Annotated in this window: 10 protein-coding genes; all 10 read left to right on the forward strand. The window is 59.7% G+C overall.

The genetic code is table 11. The features are described 5' to 3' along the window. Positions 1 to 2: 2 nt before the first annotated feature. The 10 genes from murD (at position 3) to secA (ending at position 13,242) form a co-directional block, all read left to right on the forward strand. Positions 3 to 1,286, forward strand: a complete 1,284-nt coding sequence (gene murD, locus I6L49_RS17815; protein WP_216950042.1) for a UDP-N-acetylmuramoyl-L-alanine--D-glutamate ligase — start codon at positions 3 to 5, stop codon at positions 1,284 to 1,286. Further along, positions 1,283 to 2,464 (forward strand): cell division protein FtsW, encoded by a 1,182-nt coding sequence (gene ftsW, locus I6L49_RS17820; RefSeq protein ID WP_005336154.1) that lies wholly within the window; start codon positions 1,283 to 1,285, stop codon positions 2,462 to 2,464. The genes murD and ftsW overlap by 4 nt, the downstream gene beginning before the upstream one ends. Continuing rightward, a complete protein-coding gene (gene murG / locus I6L49_RS17825) occupies positions 2,464 to 3,546 on the forward strand; it encodes an undecaprenyldiphospho-muramoylpentapeptide beta-N-acetylglucosaminyltransferase (RefSeq protein WP_216950043.1) in 1,083 nt (360 codons plus the stop codon). Before ftsW ends, murG begins: the two co-directional genes overlap by 1 nt. A 111-nt stretch (positions 3,547 to 3,657) precedes the next feature. Further along, on the forward strand, positions 3,658 to 5,112 hold the full coding sequence (gene murC, locus I6L49_RS17830; RefSeq protein ID WP_075115835.1) for a UDP-N-acetylmuramate--L-alanine ligase: 1,455 nt from the start codon (positions 3,658 to 3,660) through the stop codon (positions 5,110 to 5,112). Positions 5,113 to 5,209: 97 nt separating this feature from the next. Further along, positions 5,210 to 5,962 (forward strand): cell division protein FtsQ/DivIB, encoded by a 753-nt coding sequence (locus I6L49_RS17835; RefSeq protein ID WP_005336149.1) that lies wholly within the window; start codon positions 5,210 to 5,212, stop codon positions 5,960 to 5,962. Then, positions 5,943 to 7,202 carry a cell division protein FtsA gene (gene ftsA, locus I6L49_RS17840; protein ID WP_005336148.1) on the forward strand — a complete coding sequence of 420 codons (1,260 nt, stop codon included), beginning with the start codon at positions 5,943 to 5,945 and terminating at the stop codon, positions 7,200 to 7,202. The genes I6L49_RS17835 and ftsA overlap by 20 nt, the downstream gene beginning before the upstream one ends. 39 nt (positions 7,203 to 7,241) lie before the next feature. Beyond that, entirely contained in the window at positions 7,242 to 8,393 is a 1,152-nt protein-coding gene (gene ftsZ, locus I6L49_RS17845) for a cell division protein FtsZ (protein ID WP_005336147.1), read from the forward strand. A gap of 99 nt (positions 8,394 to 8,492) precedes the next feature. Next, positions 8,493 to 9,416, forward strand: coding sequence for a UDP-3-O-acyl-N-acetylglucosamine deacetylase (gene lpxC, locus I6L49_RS17850; RefSeq protein ID WP_005336146.1), 924 nt, complete (start codon positions 8,493 to 8,495; stop codon positions 9,414 to 9,416). Between the two features lie 140 nt (positions 9,417 to 9,556). Beyond that, positions 9,557 to 10,462: a M23 family metallopeptidase gene (locus I6L49_RS17855; RefSeq protein WP_216950044.1), complete on the forward strand. Its 906-nt coding sequence runs from the start codon at positions 9,557 to 9,559 to the stop codon at positions 10,460 to 10,462. Between the two features lie 59 nt (positions 10,463 to 10,521). Continuing rightward, the gene (gene secA, locus I6L49_RS17860; protein WP_005336144.1) at positions 10,522 to 13,242 is read left to right on the forward strand and encodes a preprotein translocase subunit SecA; all 2,721 of its coding nucleotides are present in this window, start codon (positions 10,522 to 10,524) and stop codon (positions 13,240 to 13,242) included. Positions 13,243 to 13,298: the final 56 nt, after the last annotated feature.

The following is a 13,298-nucleotide window of genomic DNA, read 5'->3' on the forward strand; positions in this document are numbered from 1 at the left end:
CCATGGTCATCATCATCGGATTGGGCAAAACCGGACTCTCCTGTGTCGATTACTTCCTCGGCCGTGGCGTGAGGCCACTGGTGATGGATACCCGCGCCAACCCGCCCGGCAAGGATCAACTGCCGCCGGAGGTGGAGCTGATCCACGGGCTCGACGAGGCGCTGCTCAAGCAGGCGCACATGATTGTCGCAAGCCCGGGTATCGCGCTGGCGACCCCCGAACTGAAAGCGGCTGCCGAGTGTGGCGTGCAGATCGTCGGTGATATCGAGCTGTTTGTGCGCGAGACCCAGACCCCAGTCATCGCCATCACCGGCTCGAACGGCAAGAGCACCGTCACTACCCTGGTGGGCGAGATGATTGCCGAAGCCGGCCTCAATGTCGGTGTGGGCGGCAATATCGGCACGCCTGCGCTGGAGCTGCTCAAGCAGCCGATGGATCTCTGCGTGCTGGAGCTCTCCAGCTTCCAGCTGGAAACAACTCACAGTTTGCGTGCTGCCGCCTCCGTGGTGCTTAACCTCTCAGAAGATCACATGGATCGCTATCAGGGCATGGCCGACTATCGCGCCGCCAAGATGGAGATCCATCAGCACTCCAAACACATTCTGGTCAATCGTGACGATGCCCAGACCCTGCCCGATGTGGGTCAGGTGTGGCAGAGCTTTGGTCTCGACTGCAATGGCTATGGCCGCTGCCTGCTGGATGGCCGCTACTGGTTGACCCTACACGGTGAACCACTGCTGGCAGTGGATGAGATGAAGATCGTCGGTGCCCACAATCAGGCCAACGCGCTGGCCGCCATGGCGTTGTGCGATGCGGTCGGCATTCCTCGCGCAGCTCAACTTACCGTGCTGCGCCGTTTTGAAGGTCTGCCGCACCGTGCCCGCTTTGTGCGCGAAGTGAACGGGGTGCGCTGGATCAACGACTCCAAGGCCACCAACGTGGGAGCCACGCTGGCTGCCGTTGCCGGTGTGCGCGAGTCGGTCAAGGGGCGCCTGTTGCTGCTGGCCGGTGGTCAGGGCAAGGGGCAGGATTTTGGCCCGATCCAGGCGCTGCTGGGCAACCAGATCGATCACATGTACTGCTTCGGTCAGGATGCCGAGGTGCTGCTGGCACTGGGCGAGCAGACCGAACGGGTGGCCGACCTGGCCGCTGCAGTTGCCAAAGCAGCGGCCGATGCGAAGCCCGGTGACTGGGTGCTGCTGGCGCCGGCCTGTGCCAGCCTCGATCAGTTCAAGTCGTTCGAGGTGCGCGGCGATCGCTTCACCGAGATGGTGCTGGCGCTATGAACGCCCTTCGCGCAGCAGCAGGTCTGTTCCAGCGCTGGTTGTTACCGGCGCGTCCTGCCGGTCTCTACGATCGGCAGCTGGTACTGCTGGCACTCTCTCTGATGGCGGTCGGGGTGGTCATCGTGGCCTCGGCGTCGATTCCCGAGGGGATTGCGCTGGGGGATGACCCCTTCATGTTTGTGAAGCGTCACGCCCTGTTTCTGGTGATGGCGCTCGGTATCTCCTGGTTTGTGTTGCAGGTGCCGATGGCGCGCTGGCAACAGCACAACGGCCCCATGTTGCTGCTGGCGATCTTGATGCTGGTGCTGGTGCTGTTGGTGGGGCGGAACGTTAACGGTGCGGTACGCTGGTTGCCGCTCGGCCCCTTCAACCTGCAGCCTGCCGAGTTTGGCAAGCTGGCGCTGTTTGTCTATCTGGCCGGCTATCTGGTGCGGCGCCAGAGCGAAGTGCGCGAAGCCTGGATCGGATTCCTGAAACCGCTGGCGGTGTTTGGGGTGCTGGCGGTCTTGCTGCTGTTGCAGCCGGACCTGGGTTCCACCGTGGTGATGTTCGTTACCTCGTTCGGCATGCTGTTTCTGGCCGGTGCCCGATTGGGACAGTTTTTGACCCTGATCGGCGCGGGCCTCGGCTCGGTGGTGATGCTGATCATCGTCGAGCCCTACCGGATGCGGCGGGTGACCTCCTTTATGGATCCCTGGGCCGATCCGTTCGGCAGCGGCTACCAGTTGACCCAGTCGCTGATGGCGTTTGGTCGTGGCAGCTGGTTTGGCGAAGGGCTTGGCAATTCTATCCAGAAGATGGAGTACCTGCCGGAAGCGCACACCGACTTCGTGTTTGCGATCCTCGGTGAAGAGCTGGGTTACGTCGGGGTGCTGGGCGCCCTGTTCCTGATTTTTGCGCTGGCGGTCAAGGCGCTCAAGCTGGGGCATCGCGCGCTGGTGGCAGAGCGGCTCTATGACGGTTATCTGGCCATCGGCATCGGCATCTGGTTCAGCTTCCAGACCTTCGTTAACGTCGGCGCGGCCAGTGGCATGATGCCAACCAAGGGCTTGACCCTGCCGCTGGTCAGTTACGGTGGTTCCAGTCTCATCATCATGTCGGTGGCGGTGAGCATGTTGATTCGAATCGATTTTGAGTTGCGTCAGGCGACAGCCCAGGCGCGCGTGCGGGAGGTTTAGTGAGCAAGACTCTGTTGGTGATGGCGGGTGGTACCGGTGGGCATGTGTTCCCCGGTCTGGCCGTGGCCGATCGCCTGAAGGCCCAGGGCTGGACTGTCCACTGGCTCGGCACTGCCGACCGGATGGAGGCGGAGCTGGTGCCCGCCCACGGTTATCCCATCTCCTTCATCGATATTCAGGGGGTGCGTGGCAACGGCATCAAACGACTGCTGGTGGCGCCCTATCGCATCGTCAAATCGATCCTGCAGGCGCGTCAGGTGCTCAAGACCGTTCGCCCTGATGTGGTGCTCGGCATGGGCGGTTTTGCTTCCGGCCCGGGTGGCGTGGCGGCCTGGTTCTCCGGCATCCCGCTGCTGCTCCATGAGCAGAATGCTGCTGCCGGCATGACCAACAAGTTGCTGGCCCGTATCGCCAGGCGGGTCTTGATGGCATTTCCGGGCGCCTTCGCGCCGAGCCGTCGCACCGCCGTGGTGGGCAATCCGGTGCGTCCCGAAGTGGTCGCCCTGCCGGATCCGCAACTGCGCAGCGGGGATGAGCCACTGCATCTGCTGATCGTGGGTGGCAGTCTGGGAGCGCGGGTGCTCAACGAGCAGGTACCTGCTGCGGTGGCGGCATCCGGCGTGCCCATTGAAGTGCGTCACCAGTGTGGCAAGAGCAATGCCGAGGCTGTCTCTGCTGCCTATGCCCTGCACGGCATCAATGCCGAGGTGAGCGAATTTATCAAGGATATGGCCAGCGCCTACGCCTGGGCTGACCTAGTGGTCTGCCGTGCCGGTGCGCTGACTGTTTCCGAAGTGGCTGCCGCCGGTGTGGCTGCCATTTTTGTGCCGCTGCCCCATGCGGTGGATGATCACCAGACTCGTAACGCCCTGACCCTGGTCGACGGCGGTGCGGCCGAGTTTCTGCCCCAGTCCGAGCTGAATACCGCATCGCTGGCGGCGCGCCTGACCTGGCTGGCTGGTCGCCGGGAGACCCTGTTTAACATGGCGAAAGCGGCTCGTCGCGTTGCCATCACAGATGCGGCCGAGCGGGTTGCAGATGAGTGCAAACAGCTCGCAACCGGGCAGCGTGGTAAAGATTGATGAGCAAGGTTGCAGCGGTGACACCGTGCAGCCTTGTACCTGTATGTATTGATGCCGCCGTGCAGCCGCGCTTTGACGGCACACGGCCTGCGGCAGACTAAAGAGACGATTATGACCAAGGTTGAACTGGCAAAACTGCGTACTGTGATCCCCGAAATGCGCCGCGTGCGTCGCATCCACTTTATCGGCATCGGTGGTGCCGGTATGGGCGGGATCGCCGAAGTGCTTGCCAACGAAGGGTATCAGGTAACGGGTTCTGATCTGGCTCGCAACGCCGTGACCGAGCGGTTGGCCGGACTGGGCGCCCACATCTTCGTCGGCCACAGTGCCGAACACGTTGAGGGTGCCAGCGTGGTAGTGGTCTCTACCGCCATCAAGCAGGACAACCCGGAGCTGCTGGCTGCCCGCGAACTGCGGATCCCGGTGGTGCGCCGCGCCGAGATGCTGGCCGAGCTGATGCGTTTCCGTCACGGTATCGCCATTGCCGGTACCCACGGCAAGACCACCACCACCAGTCTGGTGGCGAGCATCTATGCCGAAGCCGACCGCGACCCGACCTTCGTCATCGGTGGCCTGCTCAACAGTGCCGGCACCAATGCCCGGCTGGGCAGCAGCCGTTACCTGATTGCAGAAGCGGACGAGAGCGACGCCTCTTTCCTGCATCTGCAGCCCATGGTTTCCATCGTGACCAACATCGAAGCGGATCACATGGATACCTACGGCGGTGATTTCTCCAAGCTGAAGGCCACCTTCATCGAGTTTCTGCACAATCTGCCCTTCTACGGACTGGCGGTGGTCTGCATCGATGATCCGGTGATCCGTGGCATGTTGCCCGAGATTGCCCGTCCGACCTTGACCTACGGTCTCTCTGACGATGCCGATGTGCAGGTGCTGGATTTTGTCCAGACCACCAACCACAGCTGCTTCCGTGTTCGCCGCAAAGAGGCGGGTGAGCTGCAGGTGACCCTCAATTTGCCGGGTATTCACAACGCATTGAACGCCGCAGCGGCGATAGCTGTCGCGACAGAGGACGGTGTCAGCGATGACGCCATCATCTCTGCTCTGGCTAAATTTGAAGGGGTCGGTCGTCGCTTCCAGCAGTATGGTGAGTTTGAAACCGGTCGCGGCAAGGCGATGCTGGTGGACGATTACGGTCACCACCCGAGCGAAGTGAAGGTCACCATCAATGCCGCCCGTGCCGGTTGGCCCGAGAAGCGCCTGGTGATGGTGTTCCAGCCGCACCGTTATACCCGTACCCGCGACCTCTACGAGGACTTCGCCGATGTGCTCTCCAAGGTAGACGTGCTGGTGATGCTGGAGGTTTATGCTGCCGGTGAGGAGCCGATCCCGGGCGCTGATGGACGGGCACTGTGCCGCTCCATTCGCTCGCGTGGCAACCTGGAACCCATCTTCGTCGCCACGCCAGATGACGTGCCAGCCGTGCTGGCCGACCTGATCGGCGAGGGGGATTTGGTGCTGACTCAAGGCGCCGGGAACGTCGGGGCGCTGGCCCGTCGTCTCGGAGAGATGAAATTGAGCATAGATAGCATGAAATCTGGCGCCTGAGGGCCCAATGAGTATTTTGACCGCCAAGCCGGGGCCTATATAATGGCGAACCGGTCTGTCAAAGGCCGGTTTAGCGCGTTACACGGGGATCGATCGGGTGGAGGCAAGGGCACAGGGGCGCACCAAGGGTGGCTTCATCGCAGGAGTAGCATTTTTCCTGCTGGTGATATGGGGCTGCTACCGGACGGCGCTGGATGTTAAAGGTTGGCTGACAGATGCCAACCGGTTGCCCATGAGCGAGCTGTTGCTGCAGGGGCAACACCAGTATTTGCAAACCGAAGAGCTGCGGATGGCCGTGCTGGATGGCGCCGAGCTGCGCAACTTCTTCGAATTGGACGTCAACGAATTGCAGGCAAGGCTCAATGCCTTGCCATGGGTGGCCTCGGTCTCGGTACGAAAGAAGTGGCCGAACAAGATCAAGATCTACCTCACGGAACAAGATGTGGCGGCGCGCTGGAATGGCAACCGCTTCGTCAACACCAAGGGCAAGGTATTCAGTGCCCCGGATCGGGTCAAGACGCCGCTGTTGCAGCTGTCAGGGCCGGATGACCAGGCCGCCCGGGTGTTGAAAGAGAGTCGGCAGTACGAGTCGCAACTGGCTGCCAAGGGATACAAGTTGCTGGGGGTGAATCTGACCCCCCGCCATGCCTGGGAACTGACCCTGGATGGCAATATCAAGCTGTTCCTGGGACGCAATGACATTGCGCTCCGGTTGCAGCGGTTTATCGATGCCTTCCCGGTTATCGAACCCCGTGCGCAAGTCGCCTACGTGGATCTTCGATACGACACCGGAATGGCAGTTGGCTGGAAGAAGAGCGAAGAGAAAGTGCATGACCAACACCGCAGATAGGAATTTGATTGTCGGACTGGATATCGGCACAACCAAGGTGGCGGTTCTGGTCGGGGAAGTATTGCCGGACGGTGAACTGAACGTCATCGGTATGGGCAGTCACGCTTCTCGCGGAATGGAGAAGGGCGGGGTCAATGACCTCGACTCCGTGGTCAAGTCACTGCGCCGCGCGGTGGAAGAGGCCGAGATGATGGCAGATTGCCAGATCAGCTCGGTCTATCTGGGGTTGTCCGGCAAGCATATTGATTGCCGAAACGAGACCGGTATGGTGCCCATTTCCGATGAAGAGGTGACCCAGGAGGATGTGGACAACGTGATCCACACCGCCAAGTCGGTTCGCCTCTCCGACGAGCTGCGCGTGCTGCATGTGCTGCCTCAGGAGTTTGCCATCGATTATCAGGAAGGGATCAAGAATCCGGTTGGCCTCTCCGGTGTGCGGATGGCAGCCAAGGTTCACCTGATCACCTGCCACAACGACATGGCTCGCAACATCGAGAAGTGTGTCGAGAAAGTGGGTTTGCGAGTCGATCAACTGATCTTCTCCGCGCTGGCCTCCAGCTATGCCGTGTTGACCGAAGACGAGAAAGAGCTGGGGGTCTGCGTGGTGGACATCGGTGGCGGCACCATGGACATGTCGCTGTTTACCGGCGGTGCCCTGCGCCACACCAAGGTGATCCCGTATGCTGGCAGCACTGTGACCAGCGACATCGCCTACGCCTTCGGCACGCCGCCGCTCGACGCGGAAGCGATCAAGGTGCGCTACGGTTGCGCCCTCGGTCGTCTGGTCAGCAAGGAAGACAATATTGAAGTACCCAGTGTCGGCGGTCGCCCGGCGCGCAGCCTGCAACGGCAGACACTGGCTGAAGTGATTGAGCCCCGTTACACCGAGTTGCTCTCCATGGTGAATGATGAGCTGGTGCGGGTACAAAGCGAGTTGAAAGCGCAGGGGGTCAAGCATCAGCTGGCAGCCGGTGTGGTCTTGACCGGCGGCGCTGCCCAGATTGAAGGCATTGTGGAGTGTGCAGAGCAGATCTTCCAGAGCCAGGTCCGGGTGGGAGAGCCCATGAACATACGTGGTTTGAGTGATTACGTGCAGGCACCGGTGTACTCGACTGCGGTCGGGTTGCTGCAATATGGCCGCACCCATCAAGCCACAGGTAGCAATAAAGAATATGCCGCCAAGGCAAGCGTCGGTGGCCTGGTCAAACGGGTTAGCAACTGGCTGCGTGGCGAGTTCTAAGAATTTTGCTGAGTCAGGCAAATAAAGCGGAGAGACAACATGTTTGAATTTATGGATAGCCACACTGACGAAGCCGTCATTAAAGTGATCGGTGTAGGTGGCGGCGGCGGTAACGCTGTCGAGCACATGGTTCGTCAAAATATTGAGGGTGTTGAGTTTATTACCGTCAACACCGACGCCCAGGCACTGCGTAACTCCAGCGCCAACACTACCCTGCAGATCGGCGGTGGCATCACCAAGGGTCTAGGTGCCGGCGCCAATCCGGAAGTGGGTCGTGATGCGGCCATGGAAGATCGCGAAGCACTGCGTGAGTTGCTGACCGGTTCCGACATGGTGTTCATCGCCGCCGGTATGGGTGGTGGTACCGGTACCGGTGCTGCGCCGATCGTGGCCGAGGTGGCGCGCGAGATGGGCATTCTGACCGTTGCTGTGGTGACCAAGCCGTTCTCCTTCGAAGGGAAGAAGCGGATGGGCTTCGCCGCCCACGGTATCGAAGAGCTCTCCAAGAACGTCGACTCCCTGATCACCATCCCCAACGACAAGTTGCTGAAGGTGCTGGGTCGCGGTATCTCCCTGCTGGATGCCTTCAAGGCGGCCAACGATGTACTGCTTGGCGCGGTACAGGGCATTGCCGAGCTGATCACCCGTCCGGGCTTGATCAACGTCGACTTCGCGGACGTGCGTACCGTGATGCGTGAAATGGGTACCGCCATGATGGGTACCGGTTCCGCCTCCGGTGATGACCGTGCCGAAGAAGCGGCCGAGAAAGCCATCTCCAGCCCGCTGCTGGAAGACGTGGATCTGGCTGGTGCCCGTGGCATCCTGGTCAACATCACCGCCGGTATGGACATGACCATTGAAGAGTTCGAAACCGTGGGTAACGCGGTCAAGGCCTTCGCTTCCGAGAACGCCACTGTAGTTGTGGGTACCGTAATCGATCCGGAAATGCACGACGAACTGCGTGTGACCGTGGTTGCTACCGGTATCGGTGCCGAGCGCAAGCCCGACATCACGCTAGTCAAGAGCAGTCAGGTGCAAGAGCGCCCGGTGCGTCAGCCGTTGGTTAGCGACATGATGCAAGGCCGCGTGATGGACGAAGCCCCGGCCAAGGTGGTCAACGCTGAGCCGCAAGCTCGTCGTGAACCGGATTACCTGGATATTCCGGCGTTCCTGCGCAAGCAAGCTGACTAAGCCTCTTATGGGTCTCGTTTGTTTGTTGTTCAAGGAATGTGCTAAGATGGCCTGCCAACGACCATCTGGTCCGGATTTTAAGCTGTTTAGGGTACACCCATGATTAGACAAAGAACCTTGAAAACGAGTGTACAGGCGACTGGTGTCGGCCTGCATTCGGGCCGGAAAGTCACCATGACGTTCCGTCCGGCGCCTGTGAACACAGGGATCGTTTACTTGCGTACCGACCTGAATCCTGTGGTGGAGCTGCCAGCCAATGCCGATCAGGTGCGAGATACCGTGCTCTGTACCGCTCTGGTCAACGAAGCCGGTGTCCGTGTCTCTACCATTGAGCACCTCTCCGCCGCGCTGGCCGGGATGGGGATCGACAACCTCTATGTCGAGGTTGACGCGCCCGAGATCCCGGTGATGGACGGCAGTGCGCATCCCTTTATCTACCTGCTGCAGGAAGTCGGGATCCGTGAGCAGAATGCTGCCAAGCAGTTTGTGCGGATCAAGAAGAGCATCCGGGTTGAAGACGGCGACAAGTGGGCGGAATTCCACCCCTATCGCAACGGCTTCAAGATGGATCTCGAGATCGATTTCCAGCATCCGGTTTTTGAAGGGCGCAATCAGCGTTGCGTACTGGACTTCTCCGGTGCCTCCTTCGTGAAAGAGATCAGCCGTGCCCGTACCTTCGGGTTCATGCGTGATATCGAGTACCTGCGTTCCCAGAACCTGGCGCTGGGAGGAAGCTTGGAAAACGCCGTGGTACTGGACGACTATCGGGTGCTGAACGAAGACGGTTTGCGTTATGAGGACGAGTTCGTCAAGCACAAGATGCTGGACGCGATCGGTGACCTCTATATGTGTAACCGCAGCATCATCGGTGAGTTCCGTGCCTACAAGACCGGACATGCCCTGAACAACAAGCTGCTGCGTGCCTTGCTGGCCGAGCAGGAGGCTTGGGAACTGGTGACCTTCGAGGGTGAGGGCGACAAAGCGCCTATCGCTTACTACGATAACGGTCTGGTTCTGGCCTGATAGCTGTGCAACGGAACGTCGGTCCTCTCTCCGCACCGACGTTCCGTCATTTGTTTACTCCATCCTTTAATACCGATTATCTCCCGGTTTTATTTCCCGTGCAGGCTCCTGGCCGCACCTGACCGAGCAGACTGATTTCTATGAGCATTACCCTGATCCTCCACGGCAAGCAGCGACGCAAGTTGCACCTGCCCAAACAACGTCTGGCCTGGGTCGGCGGTATTCTCTTCTCCCTGTTGGCCCTTGGTGGTGGTTGGCTCTGGCAGAGCTGGCACCAGAAAATGGAGGCGCTGGAAGTGGCGCTTGCCGTTGCCGAGCAACAGTCCGTCGACCAGAGTGGCGACGAAGCCCGTGAACAGTTGGCAATGCTGGCTGCTCAGGTAGGCACCATGCAGGGCCAGCTTGGCCGTCTCAATGCCCTCGGCGAACGATTGACCGAGCAGGCCGATCTCGATCCCGACGAGTTCAATTTCAAAGAGCTGCCCCCCATGGGCGGCCCTTCTTATGATGAAGAGCTGGAAGTGAGCCTCAACGAGCTGCAAGCATCGATGAAACACCTCAGCCAGCAGCTCAGCAGCCGCGAAGAGCAGCTGTCGGTACTTGAATCTTTCATCATGAATCACCATATCACCGATGCCGGTTTTATTTCCGGCACGCCAGTCAAACAGGAGCGAGTTTGGGTCTCGTCCGGGTTTGGTGGACGGGTCGATCCGTTCAACGGGCGTGCCAAGATGCACAAAGGGGTCGATTTCCGTGGCAAACCCGGAACCCCGATTCTGGCCACCGGGCCCGGCATTGTCAGCTGGGCGGGCCGTCATCCGGAATTTGGCAATATGGTGGAGATTAATCACGGCAATGGCCTGGTCACCCGCTATGCCCACAACTCCAAGTTGCTGGTTGAGGTGGGTACCCTGGTTGAGCAGGGTCAGAAGATTGCCTTGATGGGACGCACCGGTCGCGCGACCGGGGTCCATTTGCATTACGAAGTGTTGAAAGATGGTCGTCAGGTCAACCCCGCACGCTTTCTCAGTGCCAGACGGGGTTAGGTTTTTTTCTTCAGGTTCCAGTGACGGAACGCTTTTATAACCAGAAATAGTTGGTACCCATGATTAGCACACTGCTTACCAAGATTATCGGCAGCCGGAACGACAGAACGCTCAAGGCTTTGCGCAAAATTGTAAAACAGATCAATGCCATGGAGCCGCAGTTCGAGGCTCTTTCTGATGCCGAGTTGCAGGCCAAAACGGCTGAATATCGTCAGCGTATCGAGCAGGGTGAGACCCTGGAGCAGTTGCTGCCGGAAGCGTTCGCGACCGTGCGTGAAGCCTCCAAGCGGGTGTTTGGCATGCGCCACTTCGACGTGCAGCTGATCGGCGGCATGGTGCTGAACTCCAACCGCATCGCGGAAATGAAAACCGGTGAAGGTAAGACTCTTACTGCGACTCTGCCAGCTTACCTGAACGCCCTGAGTGGCCGTGGTGTGCACGTGGTGACGGTGAACGACTATCTGGCCAAACGTGACGCTGAGGCAAACCGCCCGCTGTTTGCCTTCCTCGGCATGACCGTCGACTGCAACGTGCCCGGCATGGATGCGTCCCAGAAGCGTGACGCCTATGCCGCAGACATCACCTACGGTACCAACAACGAATTCGGTTTCGACTACCTGCGCGACAACATGGCGTTCTCGCCGGAGCAGCGCGTACAGCGTCCGCTCAACTACGCGCTGGTGGATGAGGTGGACTCGGTGCTTATCGATGAAGCCCGGACTCCGCTGATCATCTCCGGTCCGGCCGAAGACAGCTCAGAGCTCTATATCCGCGTCAACAAGCTGATCCCGCTGCTGGTCAAGCAGGACAAGGAAGATACCGAGGAGTACACCGGTGACGGTCACTACACGGTAGACGAGAAGAACCGTCAGGCCCTGCTGACCGAAAACGGCCAGATCTTCGTGGAAGAGCTGCTCAAGAAAGAGGGGCTGCTGGATGAGAACGATTCCCTGTTCTCCGCCTCCAACATCAGTCTGTTGCACCACGTGAACGCTGGTCTGCGTGCTCATACCCTGTTCGAACGCAACGTTGACTATATCGTTCAGAAGGACGAAATCGTCATCGTTGACGAGCATACCGGCCGTACCATGCCGGGTCGTCGCTGGTCCGATGGTCTGCATCAGGCCGTTGAAGCGAAGGAAGGGGTGAAGATCCAGAACGAGAACCAGACGCTGGCCTCCATCACCTTCCAGAACTACTTCCGTCTCTACAACAAGCTGGCGGGGATGACTGGTACTGCGGATACCGAAGCTTTTGAATTCCAGCAGATTTATGGCCTGGATACCGTGGTTATCCCGACCAACAAGCCGATGGTGCGCAAGGACATGGGCGATCTGGTCTACCTGACCGCCAACGAGAAGTATGCCGCCATCATCGAAGATATCCGTCAGTGCGTGGCCAAGGGCCAGCCTGTACTGGTTGGTACTGTCTCTATCGAGAACTCCGAGCTGCTCTCCGGCATCCTGACCAAGGAGAAGATCCCGCACAAGGTGCTGAACGCCAAGTTCCACGCCATGGAAGCGGAGATCGTTGCCCAGGCTGGTCAGACAGGTGCGGTGACTATCGCGACCAACATGGCCGGTCGTGGTACCGACATCGTGTTGGGCGGTAACTGGCAGGCAGAGATTGCCAAGCTGGAGAACCCGACCAGCGAGCAGATTGCCGAGCTGAAAGCCGCCTGGCAGGTGCGTCACGATGCGGTGCTGGCCGCCGGTGGTCTGCACATTATCGGTACCGAGCGTCACGAGTCCCGCCGTATCGACAACCAGCTGCGCGGCCGTTCCGGTCGTCAGGGTGACCCGGGCTCTTCCCGCTTCTACCTCTCCATGGAAGATACCCTGATGCGGATCTTCGCCTCCGATCGTGTGACCGGCATGATGAAGAAACTGGGCATGGAAGAGGGCGAAGCCATCGAGCACCCGTGGGTCACCAAGGCGATCGAAAACGCCCAACGCAAGGTGGAAGGTCGCAACTTTGACATCCGCAAGAGCTTGCTGGAGTTTGATGACGTTGCCAACGATCAGCGCAAGGTGGTCTACGAGCAGCGCAATGAGCTGCTGGATACCAACGACATTTCCGAGACCATCCACGTTATCCGTGACGACGTCTACGGCGCGGTGATCGACGAGTACATCCCGCCCCAGTCTCTGGAAGAGATGTGGGATGTGCCGGGTCTGGAAGCACGCCTGAAGGCCGACTTCGCGCTGGATCTGCCGCTGCAACAGTGGCTGGCGGAAGATGACAAGCTGTATGAAGAGAAGCTGCGCGAGCGCATTCTGGACGAAGCCACCAAGCTCTATGCCCACAAGGAAGAGCTGGTCGGCAAAGAGGTGCTGCGCAACTTTGAGAAAGCGGTGATGCTGCAAACTCTGGATGGTCTGTGGAAAGAGCATCTGGCGGCCATGGATCACCTGCGTCAGGGCATCCATCTGCGCGGTTACGCCCAGAAGAACCCCAAGCAGGAGTACAAGCGCGAATCCTTCGATCTGTTCACCCAGATGCTGGAAACCCTCAAGCGCGACGTGGTCAGCATCCTGAGCCGTGTTCAGGTGCAGGAGCGCGATGTGGAAGCGATGGAAGAGCAGCAGCGCCAGCAGGCGGAAGCCGCTCCCCGCACCTATACCCACGCCGCTGCCGAGAGCCAGCTGGCCGATGAACAGGCCGCAGGCGAAGAGGGCCACACCACCTTCGTGCGCGACGAGCAGAAAGTTGGTCGCAACGATCCCTGCCCGTGCGGCTCCGGCAAGAAGTACAAGCACTGCCACGGTCAGTTGACCTGATCGACGCTATGCCATAACAGGCGGGCCAAGTGCCCGCCTTGTTATTGGTGGCAACA

Origin of the sequence: Aeromonas sp. FDAARGOS 1419 (assembly GCF_019047045.1) — a bacterium.
In the GTDB taxonomy this organism is placed as follows: Bacteria; Pseudomonadota; Gammaproteobacteria; order Enterobacterales; family Aeromonadaceae; genus Aeromonas; species Aeromonas veronii.